The organism is Pseudoduganella albidiflava (genome assembly GCF_004322755.1).
Lineage (GTDB): Bacteria > Pseudomonadota > Gammaproteobacteria > Burkholderiales > Burkholderiaceae_D > Rugamonas > Rugamonas albidiflava.
This window is the reverse complement of record NZ_CP036401.1, coordinates 5,799,275-5,817,493: the sequence shown is the minus strand read 5'-3', so window position 1 is coordinate 5,817,493 and position 18,219 is coordinate 5,799,275. Positions and strand designations below refer to the sequence as shown.

Sequence of the window (18,219 nt, the reverse complement as noted above, 5' to 3'; positions counted from 1 at the left end):
CTCTTATCCGGGGAAGTTTTCGGGGATCTTGGCGGCCGAGCGCGCGGTGGCCGCCGAGATCACGTTGCGGCGCACCAGGTCCGTCAGGTTCTGGTCCAGCGTCTGCATGCCGGCATTGCTGCCGGTCTGGATCGCCGAGTACATCTGCGCGATCTTGGCTTCGCGGATCAGGTTGCGGATCGCCGGCGTGCCCACCATGATCTCGTGCGCGGCCACGCGGCCGGCGCCATCCTTGGTCTTGAGCAGCGTCTGCGAGATCACTGCCTGCAGCGATTCGGACAGCATCGCCCGCACCATTTCCTTTTCCTCGGCGGGGAACACGTCGACGATCCGGTCGATCGTCTTCGCGGCGGACGAGGTATGCAGCGTGCCGAACACGAGGTGGCCCGTTTCCGCGGCGGACAGCGCCAGGCGGATCGTTTCCAGGTCGCGCAGTTCGCCGACCAGGATCGCATCCGGGTCTTCGCGCAGCGCCGAGCGCAGCGCGTTACTGAACGACAGCGTGTGCGGTCCCACTTCGCGCTGGTTGATCAGGCACTTCTTCGATTCGTGCACGAACTCGATCGGGTCCTCGATGGTGAGGATGTGGCCGTACTCGTGTTCGTTCAGGTGGTTCACCATCGCGGCCAGCGTGGTCGACTTGCCCGAGCCGGTGGGGCCGGTCACGAGCACCAGGCCGCGCGGCTTCAGCGCGAAGTCGCCGAAGATCTTCGGCGCGTTCAGGTCTTCCAGCGTGAGGATCTTCGACGGAATGGTGCGCAGCACGGCCGACGCGCCGCGGTCCTGGTTGTAGGCATTGACGCGAAAGCGCGCCAGGCCGGGAATGGCGAACGAAAAGTCGACCTCGAGCATCTCCTCGTAGGCCTTGCGCTGGGCATCGTTCATGATGTCATAGATCATGCGGTGCACTTCCTTGTGCTCCAGCGGGTCCACGTTCAGGCGGCGTACATCGCCGTGCACGCGGATCATCGGCGGCAGGCCGGCCGACAGGTGCAGGTCGGATGCCTTGTTTTTCACGGAGAACGCGAGCAGATCGGAGATGTCCATTTATAATCCCTGTGCCTTAAAAATAATGCCAGCTATGGGCTGGCGCGTCTGATTATGTCCGGAATCCCAGAGCGTTTGCAAGCTGTCGAAAATGCCATTGTGGCCGCCTGCGCCGAGGCGCGGCGCCCGCCTGCCGCCGTGCGGCTGCTGGCCGTATCGAAGACCTTCGGGGCCGATGCCGTGCTGGCCGCGGTCGAGGCAGGCCAGCGCGCGTTCGGTGAAAACTATGTGCAGGAAGGCGTGGACAAGATCCGCGCCGTGGCGGACGCATTGCCCGCTGTATTGCCCAACATGTCGCCCGATGCGCGCCTGGCATGGCATTTCATCGGGCCCATCCAGAGCAACAAGACGCGTCCCATCGCCGAGCATTTCGACTGGGTGCATACGGTCGAGCGCGAGAAGATCGCGGTGCGGCTGTCCGAACAGCGCCCACCCGCGCTGGGGCCGCTGAACGTGTGCGTGCAGGTCAACATCAGCGGCGAGGCCAGCAAGAGTGGCGCCGCGCCGGCCGACGTGGCGGCGCTGGCCGAGGCGGTGGCGCGGCTGCCGAACCTGCGGCTGCGCGGCTTGATGGCGATCCCGGAACCCGCGGCGGACCTGGCGGCGCAGCGCGCGCCCTTCGCTGCCATGCGCACGCTGTTCGAACAGCTGCGCGCGAACTTCGGGCCCGATTTCGACACGCTGTCGATGGGCATGTCGGCCGACATGCGCGCGGCCATCCTGGAAGGCGCGACGATCGTCCGCGTCGGCAGCGCGATCTTCGGCGCACGGGACTACAACAATTAATTACAACAAACTGCAGGGGATATCCATGAAGATTGCATTCATCGGCGGCGGCAACATGGCCGCCGCGCTGGTCGCCGGCCTGGCCGGCAAGGTCACGCCCGGGGCGAACATCCACGTCGTCGATCCCAACCCGGCCGCGCTGGAAGCGCTGCATGCCGGGCACGGCGTGACGACGGCGCCGTCGATCGACGCCGCCGTCAGCGCGGCCGAGGTGATCGTGCTGGCCGTGAAACCGCAGAGCATGCGCGAAGCCGTGGCGCCGCTCGTGCCCCTGCTGGCAGGCGCTCCCCATGCACCCCTGGTGCTGTCGATCGCCGCGGGCATCCGCAGCGCCGACCTGTCGCGCTGGCTCGGCGGCTACGGCGCGATCGTCCGCTGCATGCCGAATACCCCCGCGCTGATCGGCATGGGCATTGCAGGCCTGGTGGCCTCGGCGGGCGTGACGCAGGCCCAGCGCCTGGCGGCCGACCAGGTACTGAAGGCCGTCGGCGGCACCGTGTGGCTCGACGATGAAGCGCAGATCGACGCGGTGACCGGCGTTTCGGGCAGCGGCCCGGCCTATGTGTTTTATTTCATCGAAGCGATGCAGCAGGCCGCCGTCGAACTGGGCCTGACGGCCGGGCAGGGGCTGGAACTGGCGAAGGCCACGTTCACCGGCGCGGCGCAGCTGGCCGCGCAATCGCAGGAGCCGGTGTCGGTGCTGCGCGAACGCGTGACATCGAAGGGCGGCACCACCTACGCGGCGCTGACCAGCATGGAAGAAAGCGGCGTGAAGGCGGCCATCGTCAACGCCGTGAAGGCCGCCGCGGCAAGGGGCAAGGAGCTGGGCGAACAGATGGGCCGGGACGGCTGAGCAGGGCAATACCAGGTACGACAGTCAGTAATGCAATAAAATAAAACAAAAAAGTAAAACAAAAAAGTAAAACAAAAAAGTAAAACAAAAAGTAAAACCACAAACCAAAACGACAACATAAAAACCATCAAGGGAGACTGAATGGACAGGCTGGAAAAGAAACTGTGGTTCGTGATGCTGGTCAGCATCTTCGCAACGATCGCAACGCTGTACCTGACCGAGAGCGCCGGATTGCCCAGGCTGGCCGAAATGAGCTTCAGCCAGGTGATCCTGTATTTCCTCTGCTTCGGTGCCTGCTGGAGGCTGGTCTCGTTCTGCGGCTGGCTGCTGGCGCAGTGCTTCCAGACACCGGCGCAAGACCGCTGATAAAAAAACGGCCCGCATCGCGGGCCGTTTTTCTTCGGATGCCGGTGATGGTCAGTCGCGTGCGATGATGACGCCGGCCAGCAGGCCGACGACGGCACCGATGACCACCGAACGCCACGGATTGTCGTGCACGTACGTATCGGCGCACTGGGCCGCCAGCTTGCCCTTTGCCAGCGCCGTGTCTTCCAGGCTCAGCAGGTTGGTTTTCGCATTGCGCAGGGTGTCCCTGAACTGCGATTTGGCTTCTTCGGCGCCTTCCGCGCCGGCGCTGGCAGCGCCACGCAGCCACTGTTCGGCATCGCCGATGGCATTTTTCAGGTCGGTCATCAGGCGCTCGCGCGCCGCACCCGTGTCGCTGCCGATCGTGCCGGTTCCCGCAGTGCTGCTGCCGATGCCATTGCCGGCAGTGGGGTTGTTCGTCTGATCCATGGTCGCCTCGTGTTTAAATTGTTGGAAAGCTGGGTTGGTACAAAGCTGCATTGGTGCAAAGCTGCATGGTGCAAAGCTGCATGGTGCAAAGCTGCATGGTGCAAAGCTGCATGGTGCAAAGCTGCATGGTGCAAAGCTGCATTGATACAAAGCCGCATGATGCAGTCTGGTACAGGCGGCACACCCGGGATTGCTTGAGCGCCACTCAAGGTACGTGACAAGACTAATGCGTAACGCTTGTCAGCGCAGTCCATTGTCAGCGCAGCGCGAAGTCGAGCGCGATCCCGGCAAATACGGCCGCTCCCAGGTAGTTATTGTGGCGGAATGCCGCAAAGCATGGCGCACGCTCGCGTCCACGGATCAGGAAGTAGTGATAGACGGCGCACGCGGCGGCCACGGCAAGGCCGGCCATGTACCACGCGCCGAGGCCGAAATACGCACCGGCGGCCAGCAGGATCGCCAGGTGCACGCCGTAGCACAGCATCACGATCGCCACGTCGAACCGGCCGAACGTGATGGCCGAGGTCTTGATGCCGATCTTCAAGTCGTCGTCGCGGTCGACCATCGCATACTCGGTATCGTAGGCCACGGCCCAGAACACATTCCCGAGCAGCAGCAGCCAGGCCCAGGCCGGAACCGTGCCCTGCACGGCGGCGAACGCCATGGGAATCCCGAAGCCGAAGGCGATGCCCAGGTAAGCCTGCGGGATGGCGAAGAACCGCTTGAAATAAGGGTAGGTGCCGGCAATCACCAGCGCCGCCACCGACAATTGCTTGACCAGGCCGTTGAGTGGCTGGATCAGCAGGAACGCCACCAGCGACAGGGCGGCCGCGATGGCCAGCGCTTCCTTCCCGCTGACGCGGCCGCTGGTGATGGGGCGGTCCGCCGTGCGCTTGACGTGGCGGTCGAAATCCTGATCGGCGTAGTCGTTGACGGCGCAGCCGGCCGAGCGCATCAGCAAGGTGCCGAGGCAGAAGATGACGAGCAGCTGCCAGTCCGGCACGCCGCCGGAGGCCAGCCATAGCGCCGACAGCGTGGGCCACAGCAGCAGCACGGTGCCGATCGGCTTGTCCAGCCGGACCAGGCGGAAATACAGTTTCAGCTTGCTGGGGGATTGCGCAGGGGAGGGCGCGGGTGCGTGCATGGTCGGTTCCTCAGTCGGCGGCTTCGGCCTTGTTCAAGCTGGGATTGTTCGAGCCGAGCTTGTTCGAGCCGAGATCAATTACGCCGGGCAGGCGGATCTGGGCGATCGCCTCGCACAGCGCGTCGATCGCGGCCTTGCGCGTAAAGCTCTTGCGCCACAGGATCACCACGCGGCGCGACGGCTGCGGGTCGTCGAAAGGCCGGAACTGCAGCATGCCGTCCTTCGCTTCCATGTCGGCCACCGAGGCGCGCGGCAGCACGGTCAGGCCGATGCCGGAAGCAACCATGTGGCGGATGGTTTCCAGCGACGAGCCTTCGAAGGTGCGCTGCATGCCGTTGCCGGGTGTCGCGAAGCGCGCCATTTCCGGGCACACTTCGAGCACCTGGTCGCGGAAGCAGTGGCCGGCGCCCAGCAGCAGCATCGTTTCACTTTTCAGGTCTTCGGCCGGAATGCTTTCGCGCGCCACCCAGGGGTGGTTGTTCGGCATCGCCACCACGAACGGTTCGTCGTACAGCGTCTGCATCGCCATGCCGTGCTCGGGCAGCGGCAAGGCCATGATGGCGGCATCGAGCTCGCCCTGGCGCAGCAGTTCCAGCAGCTTGACCGTGAAGTTCTCCTGCAGGATCAGGGGCATCTGCGGGGTCTTCTCGATCATCGTCTTCACCAGCGGCGGCAGCAGGTAGGGCCCGATGGTGTAGATCACGCCGAGGCGCAGCGGGCCGGCCAGCGGATCCTTGTTCTGCTTGGCCAGTTCCTTGATCGCGGCGGTCTGCTCGAGCACGCGCTCGGCCTGGGCGACGATCTGCGCGCCGAGCGGCGTGACGGAGATTTCCGCGCCGCCGCGCTCGAACAGCATGACGCCCAGCTCGTCCTCGAGCTTCTTGATCGCCACCGACAGCGTGGGCTGGGCCACGAAGCAGGCTTCGGCCGCGTGGCCGAAGTGCTTGGCGCGGGCGACGGCAACGATGTATTTCAGTTCCGTGAGTGTCATAAGTCTAGGCAGGTCGATCCATGCGGGCGTTCCGGACGGAGTATTGTAACGGAATGCCCTGGCGCGAACGGCTGGCGCGGCGGCGTTGCCACCGTGCCGCCGGCGCTGCGCACGGCGGACTTTATAATGGCGGCTTCCTTACTGACCGGTATCCTCCATGCCCTCGTTCGAAGACAAGATCTGCCCCCGCGACCAGTTGCGCGCCCGCGTTGCCGCCCTGCCCAAGCCGGTGGTCGTCACCAACGGCGTGTTCGACATCCTGCACCGCGGCCATGTCACCTACCTGGCGCAGGCGCGCGAACTGGGCGCGTCGCTGGTGGTGGCGGCCAATACGGACGCTTCGGTGAAGCGGCTGGGCAAGGGCGACGACCGTCCGCTCAACACGCTGGCGGACCGCATGGCGGTGCTGGCCGCGCTGGCGTCGGTGGACCTGGTGGTGCCGTTCGACGAGGATACGGCGCTGGAAGTGGTGCTGGAAGCGCGTCCGGAAATCTATGCCAAGGGCGGCGACTACGACATGGCGGCGATCCCGGAAGGGCAGGCGGTGCTGGCCTACGGCGGCAAGGCCGTGGCGATCGACTTCGAACATGACCGCTCGACAACGAAGCTGCTGGCCAGGGTGCGCGAGTTCACTGCTCGTTCTGGAGAATCGTGATCTTGCCGTCCGGTTCGAGGAAGGCGCACTTCATTTTCTGAACCGGGCAGTCGGCCTCGCGCAAGGCCTGCTCGACATCGCCTTCGGCCACCCGGCATTTTTTCACGACATCATCGAAGATCTTGCCGTCCCGGCCCAGCAGCACGGGGCGGCCGTCGACCAGGTCGGCAATCTTCCGGCTGCGCGACGTGGCCACGGCAAAGAAGACGTTCAGCGCAATCAGCGTGGTGGCGACGATCATGCCGCCCGGCAGCGAATCGTCGCCGCCCGACAGCGAATTCGATACCGCCTCCGACAGCAGCATGACCACCAGCAGGTCGAACGGCGTGAACTGCCCGATAGTGCGCTTGCCCGTGATGCGCACCATCACCAGCAGGAAACAGTAAATGATGGCGCCGCGCGCCATGAATTCCCACCACGGCAAGTCCATGTCGAACATAGCTCCTCCATCGCATGATGATGAGTTTGCTTATACGACGTTTCGTGCATTTATGCCAACACTGGAGGGCTGGATGGCAGGAGGGCAGGAGGGCAGGAGGGCAGGAGGGCAGGAGGGCAGTAGGGCAGGAGGGCAGTAGGGCAGGAGGGCAGTAGGGCAGGAGGGCAGTAGGGCAGGAGGGCAGTAGGGCCGGTGCCCTCCTGGCGTGGCGTGGCAATCGCGTGGGCGGGCTTACCGGGAATTGTGCGCGGTCGGCTGGCGCGCCGCCTGGATCATCTTCCAGCCATTGCCGGACGGATCGCGGAAGCCCGCATCGACCGTGCCGAAGCGATCCACGGGTTCCTGCGTGAACTCGACACCGCGGCCGCTCAGCCGGTCATAGGCGGCGCGGCAGTCGTCCACCAGCAAGACCAGCGGCGGCATGGCGCCCTTGGCGACGAGCTCGCTCAAGGCTTGCGCGGTCCTCGCGTCATGCACCGGCGGCCCCGGTTTGAACAGGCCGAGCTGGAACGAAGGCTGGTCCGGATGCTGTACCGTCAGCCAGCGGTAATCGCCCGAGCCGGCGTCCGTATGGACCTGGAAACCCAGCTTGTCGACATAGAACGCCAGCGCTTCGTCCTGGTCGCGCACATACAGTCCGACTACATTCACGTTTTTGATCATGGCACCTCCTTGGATAGGGGTTCCAGTGTGCCAGCGGCCAGCAGGCGCCGCTTCTCCAAAACTGCGATGTTGAGGTCCGGGCGGTGCGCGCCCCGCATCGCACACTCCGGTACCTGCGCGCCTGCCTGGGGCGCCGAACGCTCGCGGGTTCGCCATTCCCCGGGGCTGGCGCCGGTAATGTCGCGGAAAATGCGCCCGAAGGTGCCCAGGCTGCTCCAGCCGGTCCGGAACGCGATTTCCATGATGGGCAGGTCGGTCTCGCGCAGCAGGGCCGTGGCCCGTTCGATGCGGCGCGTGAGCAGGTAGCGGTGCGGCGGCAGGCCGAACGCCTTCCTGAACTCGCGCGCGAAATGCGCCGCCGATACCGTGCCGACCTCCGCCAGCCGCTCGACCGGCCATTCCTCATGGGGCGCGGCATCCATCCGGTCTTTCGCGCGCAGCAGGCGCCGCAGCAGATTGGGGTTCTGGCTCATCCTCGCCTCGGGCACCTTCGGGTCATGACAGATGCCGGGATTATGCGGAATGTCATCCGGTGCGTAAACAACAAGAGAAACCCGGAGGAGAAACTTGGGCAGGAGCAGACTCCGCGCCGCCCGATCCCGCGTGGCGGGCCATCCGGCGTTCCCCGATCTGCGACACAACAAGGCGGGTAACGGTACTAGCGCGGCGATAAGCAGGATGACAATATTTCTCCCGGCAACGCCAGGGCGCCTGCCGCCGCACACCAGCCCTCCCAACCACCGCAAAGGATCATCATGAGCTTTCGTAACGGTCTCGATTCCCTGCTTCGCCCGGAAGATTCGGTCCTCGTCCTGATCGACCACCAGCCTTTCCAGCTCGCGAACCTGCACAGCCACACCGCGCACGAGGTCGTCAACAACGCGGCGGCGCTGACGAAAACCGCCAAGGCCTTCCGCGTCCCGACCATCATCACCAGCGTCATCGCCGACCGGGGCGGCCTGGTCTTTTCGCAGATCACCGATGTGTTCCCCCACCAGGAAGTAATCGATCGCACCACCCTCAACACCTGGGAAGACAGGAACGTCGTCGATGTCGTGAAGGCGACCGGCCGCAAGCAGCTGATCATCGCCGGCCTCTACACCGAGATCTGCGTGGCGATGCCGGTGATCCACGCGCTGGGCGAAGGCTGGGACGTGACCGTCGTTGCCGATGCCTGCGGCGGCGTCACCGTCGAGGCCCATGAACGGGCCATCCAGCGCATGCTGGCCGCCGGCGCCAATGTGATGACGTGGCTGGCGGTGGCGTCCGAATGGCAGCGCGACCATGCGCGCACCGAGCACATCCTCGAGTTCGTGGACGTGCTGAAGGAACATGAGCCGGGCAGCGGCATCGCGTTCCTGTGGGAGCAGCAGCTGCTCAACACCCCGGTCGAGACCCTGCAGAGCTCCGGCTTCTGAGCCGGGCGGGGCGGCAGGAATATTCACCAATGAAGTCTTGAGGGCACTGACCAGGAGTCGAACGTGGAAAAGATTGGCCGGGATCTGTTGGAAATGCAGCGGGTGCCGCTGGCGGACGCGCATGTCGCCGCCATCCGGCAAGCCGGCACCGAAGTGTGCTATCCGGCCGGCACGGTGCTGGTCCGGCCCGGCGACCCCGCCCGGCATTTCGTCTATGTCGAAGAGGGCGAGATCGAGGTCATGAACGTGTTCACCGGCGAGCGCCTGATCGCCGCGACGCTCGGGCCGACGCAGTTCATGGGGGAGATCTCCTTCCTTGCGGGCGGCAGCTGGTCGATGGCGTTCCGGGCCGCCCGGGACACCAGGGTCGTCGAGGTGCCCCGCCGCGCGATGCTCGACCTGATGGCGCAGGTCCCCGAGATGTCGGACATCGTCATCACCGTCCTCGCGGCGCGGCGCCGGAAGCAGCTGGAAACGGGCCACAGCGCGCTCGTGCTCATCGGGGAAGAATCGCACCGGGACATCCGGCGCATCGCCGAGTTCGCGGGCCGCAACCGGTTGCCATGCGCCTCCCACCCCCTGGGCAGCAGCGAGGCGCATGCGGTCGCGGTGAGCTGTTCGGTCGATCCGCACCGGCCCGCCGTGATCTTCGGCCGGGACACGGTGATCGCCGATCCGACGCCGGAAAAGGTCGCCCGGCTCATCGGCCTGAACCAGGACCTCGTCGACGACGAGGCGGTCGACGTGCTGATCGTCGGAGGCGGGCCGGCCGGCGTCTCGGCGGGCGTCTACGCGGGCGCCGAGGGCCTGAAAGCCCTGGTGGTCGAGGACATCGCCATCGGCGGGCAGGCCGGCACGTCGAGCAGGATCGAGAACTACATGGGTTTCCCGACCGGTATCTCCGGCGCCGACCTGGTCTGGCGGGGCGAGGTGCAGGCGATGAAGTTCGGCACGCGTTTCGCCATGCCGCTTCGCGTCGACGCGCTGGCGAGACTGGCGGATGGGACCTTCTGCGCCACGTTCGGCAATGGCCAACGGGTCCGGGCGCGCGCCGTGGTGATCGCCACGGGCGTGCAGTATCGCCGCCTGCCCATCGACCGCCTCGCCGGATTCGAGGGGGCGGGGATCTACTATTCCGCCACCGAGAACGAGGCGCGCTTCTGCCACGACACCGAAGCGATCGTCATCGGCGGCGGCAATTCCGCCGGGCAGGCGGCGATGTTCCTCAGCCGCGTCGCCGCGCGGGTCCGGCTGGTGGTCCGCGGCGACTCGCTCGCCGCCTCGATGTCCAGCTACCTGTCGTCCCGGCTCGAGGCCGATCCGGTCATCACGATCCAGTACGGCGCCCGGGTGACGGCCGTGCATGGCGACCAGCGGCTGGAAGCGGTGACCATCCATTGCAATGGCTCGGCGGAGACGGTGGACACCTGCGCCGTGTTCGTGATGGTGGGCGCGGTGCCGAATACCGGATGGCTCGCCGGGCTGGTCAAGCTGGACGAACACGGCTTCGTGCTGACCGGTGGCGCCGCCGGCGCCGCCTCCCCCTATGCAAGCTCATGCCCCGGCGTCTTTGCCGTTGGCGATGTGCGTGCCGGATCCGTCAAGCGGGTCGCTTCCTCGGTCGGCGAAGGGTCGGTCGTCATCTCCCGGGTGTGGGAGCACCTCCATCGGCCTGGGCAGTCTGGTGATCGGCATGCGGGGGCGAGCCGGGCGGCTGCTTCCGCTACTTGAACAGGGAAAGGCAAGCTGATGGCGGCAACGAGCCTGGTGCAAACGATCGGACCGGTGGTGGTCCTGCTGGGGGCGGCGGTGATCGCGGTGCCATTGTTCCGGAGACTGGGCCTTGGATCGGTACTCGGCTATTTCGCCGCCGGCATGCTGATCGGTCCATCGGCGCTGGGCCTGGTGACGAATGCGCAATCCATCCTGCATATTTCCGAGCTTGGCGTCGTGATGTTCCTGTTCGTGATCGGCCTGGAACTGCGCCCGCCCAAGCTGTGGGCCATGCGTGGCCAGATCTTCGGCCTCGGCCTTGCGCAGGTGGCCGCGGCCATCGCGGCGCTGGCGCTGACCGCGTATGCGATGTTCGGCTTTTCCGCGCCGGCGGCCTTCGTGGCCGGGGCGGGTTTCGTGCTTTCCTCGACCGCCGTCATCATGATGGTGCTGCAGGATCACGGCGAGGTGTCGAGCACGGAGGGGCAGAAGTCCGTGGCGATCCTGCTGTTCGAGGACCTGATGATCGTGCCGCTGCTGGCGGTGGTAGCCTGGCTGTCGCCACTGTCGCAGCAAACATCGGGATGGTCCGGACTCCTCATCGCGCTCGCCGCGCTGCTGTCGCTGCTGGCCGTATCGCGCTGGGGGCTGGACCTGGTCTTCGCCTTGCTGGCGCAGGCGCGCACACGCGAGGTGTTGACGGCGGGCGCGCTGCTGGTGGTGCTGTGCGCGGCCCTGCTGATGGAGTTCGCCGGGCTGTCGATGGCCATGGGCGCGTTCCTTGCCGGCGTAATGCTGTCGAGTTCGAGCTACCGGCACCAGATCGAGAGCGATATCGAGCCTTTCCGCGGTTTGCTGATGGGCCTGTTCTTCCTGGCGGTCGGCATGTCGCTCGACCTGTCCATCGTGGCAGCGGAATGGCGCTTGCTGCTGGCGCTGCTGGGCGCATTCATGCTGGCGAAGGGGGCAGCGGTGTATGCGACCGGACGGCTGTTCGGCGCGAGCCGGCACCAGGCGCTGCATCGGACCTCGATGTTCCTGCAAGGCGGCGAATTCGCCTTCGTGCTCTACGCGGCGGCATTGTCGGCCGGTATTTTCGATGCCAGGACCAACGCCTTGTTCGCCACCGTGGTCATCCTCTCGATGGCGCTGTCGCCCTTGGTGATGCTCGCGGCCGATCGCATGCCGCGGGCGAAAGCCTCGATGGAGGGTGTCGACATAGCCCGGGACCTGAAGGGACGCATCCTCGTCATCGGCTTCGGCCGGTTCGGCCAGATCGCGTCGCAGATCCTGCTGTCCAGCGGCGTCAGGCTGTCGGTCATCGACAAGGATCCCGGCCGGATCCGCGATGCCGAACGCTATGGCTTCAAGGTGTTCTTCGGCGAAGGCACCAGGCTCGCCACGCTGCGCCACTCGGGTGCCGGCGAGGCCGATGCCATCATGGTCTGCATCGACGATCCGAAGGCGGCCATGCGGATCGTGGAACTCGCGCAACAGGAGTTCCCCCAGGCCAGGCTGCTGGTCCGCAGCTACGACCGTGGGCATGCCGTGGAGCTGATACGGGCGGGCGTGGACTACCAGGTCCGGGAGACCGTGGAATCGGCCTACCTGATGGGCGCGGAAGGCTTGCGCGCACTGGGCTACGCGCAGACCGATGTCGAGGAGGCGGCCAACGATATCCGGCGGCGCGATGCCGAGCGGCTGTCGGAGCAGGTGCAGGGAACCCCCATGTCGGGGCTGGACCGGATACATTTCCCGGTCATCCCGGAGCCGCTGCATGGACCCGCTTTGCAAGAATCATCTTCCAGATAGCGCGGCGCCTGGCCATGGCAAGCAATTTTTGCTGTGCTCAAGCCCGGTACGGAAGTACCATTCCGGGAAAGGTCGTGTCGCGCTATCGGGAGCACTGGATTGGACATCGAAGAATTACGGACATTCGTGGAAGTCGCCGATGCCGGGGGAATCTCCCCTGCAGCATTGCGGCTCGGCGTAGCGAAGTCGATCGTCAGCCGCCGGCTCGCCCGGCTGGAAGCGGACCTGGGCATCCAGCTGCTGTCGCGCACCACCCGCGGCGCGGCGCTGACGGAAGCCGGTGCCACGTTTCGTGATTACGCGGCCAGGGTTTGCGCCGAGATCGACCTGGCGAAGGAGACCATCGTCCCTGCCGGCGAACTGCGTGGCCGGCTGCGCATTGCCGCCCCGCTGACGTTCGGCCCGACACACTTCGCGCCCGTGCTCGCGGAGATGGCCCGGCGCCATCCGCAACTGCAAATCCACACCTGCTACAGCGACCATGTCGTCAATCTCATCACGGAAGGCTACGATTGCGCGATACGGGTCGGCTATCTCCAGGACTCCAACCTCATTGCGCGGTGTGTCGGACCGGTTCATGGAGCCACTGTCGCGAGCCCGGAATACATCAGGGCACACGGGGCGCCCTCGACACCCGAGGAACTGCTCGGCCACGAGGCCCTCATGCAGGGCACGGAAGCCTGGTATTTCATGGATGGCGACAAGACCATCACGGTGCGCCCGCAAGGGCGCTTCAAGGCCGACAACGGCGCAGCCCTGGTGGCGGCCGCGGTCGCCGGGCTCGGCATTGGCTGGCTCCCCGACATCCTCATTCAGGAACATCTGCGTACCGGCGCTCTCGTCGCGGTCATGACCCGTTATCCACCGCCGCCCGCGGCAGCCTACGTGGTTCGGCCACCCGGCCAGAATCCGGCAAAGAAGATACGCATCCTGACCGAACTGCTGATCGAGCATTTCGACAACATGCCCCATATCGCCAGGGCTCCTCTCGGCTGACTCCCGGCGCGAACCGTGGCGCCCGGGCGGCGCACTTCCACATCCGCATGCCAGCCCGCGTTCCCGCTTCCGCGACACAGCACGCCTTGAGGTAGCGCTACCGCGCCGAGCCCGGGAAAAGCACAATCTTTCTCGGGAAATGCCGGCGCTGGCGGATGTTTCCTCCCGTCGCCGACCAAACCGGTACGGCGTGGTGTCCCTTCACATCCAGCAAAGGGGGAGAGACAGTGAAGTCGATATTACTGATGGCATTCATGGTGGCGAATGGCCTGGCCGGCACCCATGCACAAGAAGTGCAGGACGCGCCCGGCGCGGACCTGATCGTGCACAACGCCAGGATCTTCACCGGCAATCCCGCACAGCCGGCGGCGTCCGCCCTGGCCGTCAAGAACGGCCGCATCCATGCGGTGGGAACCGATGCCGAAGTGCTGGCCCTGAAGAAGGCCGGCACGCGGGTCATCGATTCGAACGGCCGCCGCCTCATTCCGGGCATCATCGACGCGCACACCCATGTGCTCAACGAGGGCGGCTACAACTACTCGTTGCGGTGGGAGGGCGTGCCGACGCTGCGCCGCGCCCTGCAGATGCTGGGCGAGCAAGCCAGGCGGACACCGGAAGGCCACTGGGTGAAAGTCATCGGCGGCTGGTCTCCATACCAGTTCGACGAGAAGCGCTTCCCCACCATGGACGAATTGCGCAAGGCAGTGCCGGATCGCCCGCTGATCGTGCAGTATGCCTACAACCGCGCCTACCTGAACCAGCGGGCGATGGATGCCCTCGGCGTGGGCACCGACAAGTTTCCCATGTTGCCGGGTACCGAGTTCGAGAAGGACGGGCAGGGCAGGTACACCGGCGTGGTGCATGGCTACACCTTCCAGTTCGTAGCCATGGAGACCATGGTCCCGCAACTCTCCTTCGATGAGGAGGTGAGTTCGCTGGTCCAGACCATCCACAGTATCAACCGCGTCGGGGTCACGTCCATCGTCGATGCGGGCACGGGCTTCCGCGGGTATCCGAAGGCCGTGCGCACGGTGGATGCCCTTGCCCGCGACAACCGCCTCAACATCCGCATGCCTTTCGTGGACATCCAGCTGGGAGAAGGCGCGGACTTCAACATGGTGGATGCGCAGATCACGGCGATCACGAAGACGGCGCCGATCAGTCCAGGGCATAACCTGCACCCGCGCCTCGCGCACGGCCACGTCTACCGGGGCGCCGGCGAGTTGCTGTCGGCGGAAGTCCACGATCACGAGAACTTCGACCGCCCCGCGGTCGTCATCGAGCCGGCCAAAATGCGCGAGCTGGTGGAGCGGGATGTCGCGAAGCTGGTGGAGCGGCGCATTCCTTTCCGCGAACACATCACCTATGACGAGAACATCACGCCATTCCTCGATGCGCTCGGCAAGCTGAACGAAAAGACGCCGCTCGCCGGCCTGCGCTGGAGCCTCGAACATGCCGAGACGATCAGTCCCGCGAACATCGCCAGGGTGAAGGCGCTGGGCGGCGGCATCGCGCTGGACACCAAGATGGCGCTGCACGGCGACGCCTTCATCAAGACCCACGGCCGCGACAAGGCGTTGCGGACACCACGCCTGCGCGAGCTCGTCGACAGCGGCATCCCCCTGGCCATGACCACCGATGCCTTCCGGGCCGCGTCGTTCAATCCCTGGGTCGGCATCAGCTGGATGGTGACGGGGAAGGCGATTTCGGGAACCGAAGTGCTGGGCAAGGAAAACCGCCTGTCACGCGCCGAAGCGCTGGGACTGTTCACGCGCACGCCGGCCTGGTTCATGCACGCCGAATCGGAGCTGGGCATGATCGCCCCCGGTTTCCTTGCCGACTTCGTACTGCTGGACAGGGATTACTTCACGATCCCGGAGTCGCAGATCCAGTCCGTTGCCTCGGTCCTGACCGTGATGGATGGCAGGGTGGTGTACGGCGCGCAGGACTACCAGGCGCTTTCGCCGGCACTGCCCGCCATCCTGCCCGCCTGGTCGCCGATCAGGCATTTCGGTGGCTACCACCAGGCCCGGTGAGGGGACCGGATGATGCGCCTGGCGTGGCTCGGCATCCCCTTGTTGCTGGTGGCCGATGCCGCGCTGGCGCAATTCATGCCGATGCGATTCGACGACGATTTCCGCAGCCAGCGCCAGGGGTGCGACGCGAACGACCACCGCGCCGCATGCTGGAAGGACCGCCCGGTCGCGGACCGGGTACGCCTGAGTATCGGTGGTGACCTGCGCTGGCGTTACGAGCACACCGGCAACCCGCGCTACGGGCTGGAACGCCAGGACCGGTGGGGGGTGCTGATGCAGCGCGGCTCCGTCTTTGCGGACCTGCGCGTCGGCGGGCACTGGCGCGGCTTCGCCCAGTTGGCCAGCTCGATCACCAGGGGCCGCGCCGCGGGCCCATCCCCGGTGGACGAGAACCGGCTCGATCCGGCCAACCTGTTCGTCGAATGGCAGGCGGCCGGCACCGGAGAAGGCAGCATCGGCGTGCGTGCCGGCATCCAGGAGCTGCAGTTCGGATCCGGGCGCGCCATCGATGCCCGCGAGGGCCCGAACGTGCGGCGCAGCTTCGATGCCGTGCGCGCGTATGCGGCCAGGGGGGCGTGGCGTGTCGATGCCTTTGCCGCGGCGCCAAGGCAGAACCGGCCGGGCAGCCTCGATGACGCGCGTTCCCGGACCCAGGCGCTGCGCGGCGTCTACGCGACCCGCACCGGCGGTATCACGTCCTGGGACATCTACGCGCTGCATGTCGAAGACACGGCTGCCCGCTATGTCCAGGGCCTGGCGCACGAACGCCGCTGGTCGGTCGGCACCCGCCTGTTCGGCGCCCGCGCAGCGTGGGACTGGAACTGGGAATTCGCCGTGCAGGGCGGGCGTTTCGGCGAAGCCGGCATCCGAGCCTGGTCGCTCGCCACGGACACCGGGTACACCTTCGATGGCGTGGCCGGCCAGCCGAGGGCGGCGCTGCTCCTGGCCGTTGCCAGCGGCGACAGGGACCCCGGCGACGACCGCCTCGGTACCCTCAATCCGTTCTACCCGCGCGGCAATTATTTCGGCGATGAAGCCACGCTCGGGCCACGCAACTTCGCCAACCTCCACCCGGCGCTGACGCTGCTGGTCGCACCTCGGGTCCGGCTGAACGCGAGCCTGGACTTTTTCTGGCGCCACAGTATCGGCGACGGCGTGTATGCGCCCAACGGCATGCTGTTCCGGACCGCCGGCGAGAGCCGCGCCCGCCATGTGGCGACCATCGCGTCGCTCGGCACCACCTGGACGCTGGCTCCGGGCTGGACGTCGACCGCGGTGATTGCTTATGCGCGGCCTGGCGCGTTCCTGCGCGAGACGGGCGCCGGCGATGTCCTGAGCTTCGTCAGCGCTGGTGTGCAGTACCGGTTTTGACCAAGCCGGCGCCGCTCGCTTTGGCCGGACGTTCCGGACAGTGAAGGGCAAACGTCTGCGGCAGTCCAGCGCCTCAGGCGTCCTTCGCCTCGCTCACCGCGGCGCTGATGACTAAGCTTCTGGAGCGTCCGGGGCCGCTGACGGAACGACGGCGATCGCGATCTTTCCCCTTAGGCCGTTATCCGGGCTTTCAAGCCGGGCATGGGCCTGGGCAATATCAGCCAGCGAATAGACTGCTCCGATATGGGGCCGGAGTTGACCGCGTTCGACCAGCGCTCCCAGTTCATCGAGCTTGCCACGGTTCTGCCGTGTAAACACGAAGTGATAGCTCGCATTCTTGCCCCACGCCTGGATCAGGTTATGTGGCTGCGCGGTATCGACGATCGTGACGAGCCGGCCCAGCTGTGCGAGTGCGTCGGGAGCACGGGACAGGGTGTCGCCACCAATCGTGTCGAAGATGACGTCGACGCCCCGGCCTGCCGTTTCACGCATGACAGCCTCGACATAGTCTTCGTTCCGGTAGTCGATGACGACATCGGCTCCCATGCTGCGTGCGAACGCGAAGTTCGCCTCGCGCGCGGTGGTGATCACCCTCGCGCCGATGGCCTTGGCGAGCTGGATCGCCACATGGCCTACGCCGCCTGCGCCGCCATGTACCAGGATGGTTTCGCCGACCCGAAGCGCCGCGCGTACGACAAGCGCTTCCCATGCCGTACCTCCGACCAGGCTCAGGCTTGCAGCTTCCAGATGACTGAGCGCAGCGGGCTTCTTGCCGATGATGTGTTCGGCGGCCACGTGGTACTCGGCATAGCTGCCCGGACCATCGAAGATCTGGGGCGTATACCAGACCTCGTCGCCTGGGGCAAAAGCGGTGACGCCTGGTCCGATCGCTTCGACCACGCCGGAAACATCGTGTCCGGTAATGGCCGGGAGCTGTACCAGCCCGGCATAGTCCCCGCGCCGGACCTGATAGTCCAGAGGGTTGATGGACGTGGCATGGACCCGGACCAGAACTTGCCCTGCTCCAGGGACCGGTTTGGGTACGTCACGGAGTACGAATGCGTCCGGGCCGCCGAACGTGTCGAGTGCGATAGCTTTCATGGGATCCTCATTTCGTTAAAAAGGAATATCGGGAATTGTCGATATGAATAGGCAAAAAAACTTCACAGGTCCTTGCCGATCAGGTCGGCGAGGGTACTGATGGCTTCCTCGTTTCGCTTGTAGTAGGTCCACTGGCCGATGCGCCGGGCCTCGACCAGGCCGGCCCTTTGCAAGGTTGCGAGATAGTCGGAGACCGTCGACTGCGACAATCCGACACCCTCCTGGATACTGCTGACGCAGACCCCGACCGTATCGACGTCCCCTTCGTCCTGCGGCGGGAAGTTGTTGGCGGGATCCTTCAACCGTTTCAGGATATCGAGCCGGGTGCGGTTCGAGAGCGCCTTGAATATTTCGAGCAAGTCCATGCGCCGAGTATATCGAAAATTCCCGATATGTCAA

The 18,219-nt window shown here is 65.7% G+C and carries 20 protein-coding genes; 11 read left to right on the top strand and 9 right to left on the bottom strand.

The window, feature by feature from the left end; translation table 11 throughout:
- Positions 1 to 3: 3 nt before the first annotated feature.
- Positions 4 to 1,047: a type IV pilus twitching motility protein PilT gene (locus EYF70_RS24150; protein WP_131147669.1), complete on the bottom strand. Its 1,044-nt coding sequence runs from the start codon at positions 1,045 to 1,047 to the stop codon at positions 4 to 6.
- Positions 1,048 to 1,101: 54 nt separating this feature from the next.
- On the opposite strand from EYF70_RS24150, the gene EYF70_RS24145 reads away from it, so the two are divergent.
- From EYF70_RS24145 to EYF70_RS24135, 3 genes are all read left to right on the top strand, one after another.
- Positions 1,102 to 1,833, top strand: a complete 732-nt coding sequence (locus EYF70_RS24145; protein ID WP_131147668.1) for a YggS family pyridoxal phosphate-dependent enzyme — start codon at positions 1,102 to 1,104, stop codon at positions 1,831 to 1,833.
- A 25-nt stretch (positions 1,834 to 1,858) separates the two neighbouring features.
- Positions 1,859 to 2,686 carry a pyrroline-5-carboxylate reductase gene (gene proC, locus EYF70_RS24140; RefSeq protein WP_131147667.1) on the top strand — a complete coding sequence of 276 codons (828 nt, stop codon included), beginning with the start codon at positions 1,859 to 1,861 and terminating at the stop codon, positions 2,684 to 2,686.
- A 141-nt stretch (positions 2,687 to 2,827) separates the two neighbouring features.
- Complete coding sequence (locus EYF70_RS24135; RefSeq protein ID WP_131147666.1) at positions 2,828 to 3,052, top strand: hypothetical protein; 225 nt, start codon at positions 2,828 to 2,830, stop codon at positions 3,050 to 3,052.
- A 51-nt stretch (positions 3,053 to 3,103) separates the two neighbouring features.
- On the opposite strand, the gene EYF70_RS24130 is transcribed toward EYF70_RS24135, so the two are convergent.
- Positions 3,104 to 3,481, bottom strand: coding sequence for an ElaB/YgaM/YqjD family protein (locus EYF70_RS24130; protein ID WP_165497784.1), 378 nt, complete (start codon positions 3,479 to 3,481; stop codon positions 3,104 to 3,106).
- Here EYF70_RS24130 and EYF70_RS32020 point away from each other — a divergent pair.
- Positions 3,480 to 3,626, top strand: a complete 147-nt coding sequence (locus EYF70_RS32020; RefSeq protein WP_131147664.1) for a pentapeptide repeat-containing protein — start codon at positions 3,480 to 3,482, stop codon at positions 3,624 to 3,626. The genes EYF70_RS24130 and EYF70_RS32020 overlap by 2 nt on opposite strands.
- A gap of 111 nt (positions 3,627 to 3,737) precedes the next feature.
- On the opposite strand, the gene ubiA is transcribed toward EYF70_RS32020, so the two are convergent.
- A complete protein-coding gene (ubiA, locus tag EYF70_RS24120; protein ID WP_131147663.1) occupies positions 3,738 to 4,625 on the bottom strand; it encodes a 4-hydroxybenzoate octaprenyltransferase in 888 nt (295 codons plus the stop codon).
- Positions 4,626 to 4,635: 10 nt separating this feature from the next.
- Positions 4,636 to 5,616, bottom strand: a complete 981-nt coding sequence (locus EYF70_RS24115; protein WP_131147662.1) for a hydrogen peroxide-inducible genes activator — start codon at positions 5,614 to 5,616, stop codon at positions 4,636 to 4,638.
- Between the two features lie 157 nt (positions 5,617 to 5,773).
- Here EYF70_RS24115 and rfaE2 point away from each other — a divergent pair, with 157 nt between their 5' ends.
- A complete protein-coding gene (rfaE2, locus tag EYF70_RS24110) occupies positions 5,774 to 6,271 on the top strand; it encodes a D-glycero-beta-D-manno-heptose 1-phosphate adenylyltransferase (protein ID WP_131147661.1) in 498 nt (165 codons plus the stop codon).
- Here the strand turns inward: rfaE2 and EYF70_RS24105 are convergent.
- The 3 genes from EYF70_RS24105 to EYF70_RS24095 all read right to left on the bottom strand — a co-directional run bounded on the left by EYF70_RS24105 (position 6,246) and on the right by EYF70_RS24095 (position 7,846).
- Complete coding sequence (locus EYF70_RS24105) at positions 6,246 to 6,710, bottom strand: DUF421 domain-containing protein (RefSeq protein ID WP_131147660.1); 465 nt, start codon at positions 6,708 to 6,710, stop codon at positions 6,246 to 6,248. The two genes, rfaE2 and EYF70_RS24105, sit on opposite strands and share 26 nt — an antisense overlap.
- A gap of 231 nt (positions 6,711 to 6,941) precedes the next feature.
- Positions 6,942 to 7,373 (bottom strand): VOC family protein, encoded by a 432-nt coding sequence (locus EYF70_RS24100; protein WP_131147659.1) that lies wholly within the window; start codon positions 7,371 to 7,373, stop codon positions 6,942 to 6,944.
- On the bottom strand, positions 7,370 to 7,846 hold the full coding sequence (locus EYF70_RS24095; RefSeq protein WP_131147658.1) for a helix-turn-helix domain-containing protein: 477 nt from the start codon (positions 7,844 to 7,846) through the stop codon (positions 7,370 to 7,372). Before EYF70_RS24095 ends, EYF70_RS24100 begins: the two co-directional genes overlap by 4 nt.
- 282 nt (positions 7,847 to 8,128) lie before the next feature.
- Here EYF70_RS24095 and EYF70_RS24090 point away from each other — a divergent pair, with 282 nt between their 5' ends.
- The 6 genes from EYF70_RS24090 to EYF70_RS24065 all read left to right on the top strand — a co-directional run bounded on the left by EYF70_RS24090 (position 8,129) and on the right by EYF70_RS24065 (position 16,719).
- Positions 8,129 to 8,791, top strand: a complete 663-nt coding sequence (locus EYF70_RS24090) for an isochorismatase family protein (protein WP_131147657.1) — start codon at positions 8,129 to 8,131, stop codon at positions 8,789 to 8,791.
- Between the two features lie 63 nt (positions 8,792 to 8,854).
- Complete coding sequence (locus EYF70_RS24085) at positions 8,855 to 10,522, top strand: FAD-dependent oxidoreductase (protein ID WP_131147656.1); 1,668 nt, start codon at positions 8,855 to 8,857, stop codon at positions 10,520 to 10,522.
- Between the two features lie 18 nt (positions 10,523 to 10,540).
- Complete coding sequence (locus EYF70_RS24080) at positions 10,541 to 12,316, top strand: monovalent cation:proton antiporter-2 (CPA2) family protein (RefSeq protein WP_131147655.1); 1,776 nt, start codon at positions 10,541 to 10,543, stop codon at positions 12,314 to 12,316.
- Positions 12,317 to 12,415: 99 nt separating this feature from the next.
- Complete coding sequence (locus tag EYF70_RS24075) at positions 12,416 to 13,312, top strand: LysR family transcriptional regulator (protein WP_131147654.1); 897 nt, start codon at positions 12,416 to 12,418, stop codon at positions 13,310 to 13,312.
- 227 nt (positions 13,313 to 13,539) lie between these two features.
- Positions 13,540 to 15,348 (top strand): amidohydrolase, encoded by a 1,809-nt coding sequence (locus EYF70_RS24070; RefSeq protein WP_218943720.1) that lies wholly within the window; start codon positions 13,540 to 13,542, stop codon positions 15,346 to 15,348.
- Between the two features lie 9 nt (positions 15,349 to 15,357).
- The gene (locus EYF70_RS24065) at positions 15,358 to 16,719 is read left to right on the top strand and encodes an alginate export family protein (RefSeq protein ID WP_131147653.1); all 1,362 of its coding nucleotides are present in this window, start codon (positions 15,358 to 15,360) and stop codon (positions 16,717 to 16,719) included.
- Between the two features lie 111 nt (positions 16,720 to 16,830).
- Here the strand turns inward: EYF70_RS24065 and EYF70_RS24060 are convergent, their stop codons facing one another.
- Together EYF70_RS24060 and EYF70_RS24055 are read right to left on the bottom strand one after the other, a co-directional pair.
- Positions 16,831 to 17,820: a zinc-dependent alcohol dehydrogenase family protein gene (locus EYF70_RS24060; protein ID WP_131147652.1), complete on the bottom strand. Its 990-nt coding sequence runs from the start codon at positions 17,818 to 17,820 to the stop codon at positions 16,831 to 16,833.
- A gap of 62 nt (positions 17,821 to 17,882) precedes the next feature.
- Positions 17,883 to 18,185: an ArsR/SmtB family transcription factor gene (locus tag EYF70_RS24055; RefSeq protein ID WP_131147651.1), complete on the bottom strand. Its 303-nt coding sequence runs from the start codon at positions 18,183 to 18,185 to the stop codon at positions 17,883 to 17,885.
- Between the last annotated feature and the right edge of the window lie 34 nt (positions 18,186 to 18,219).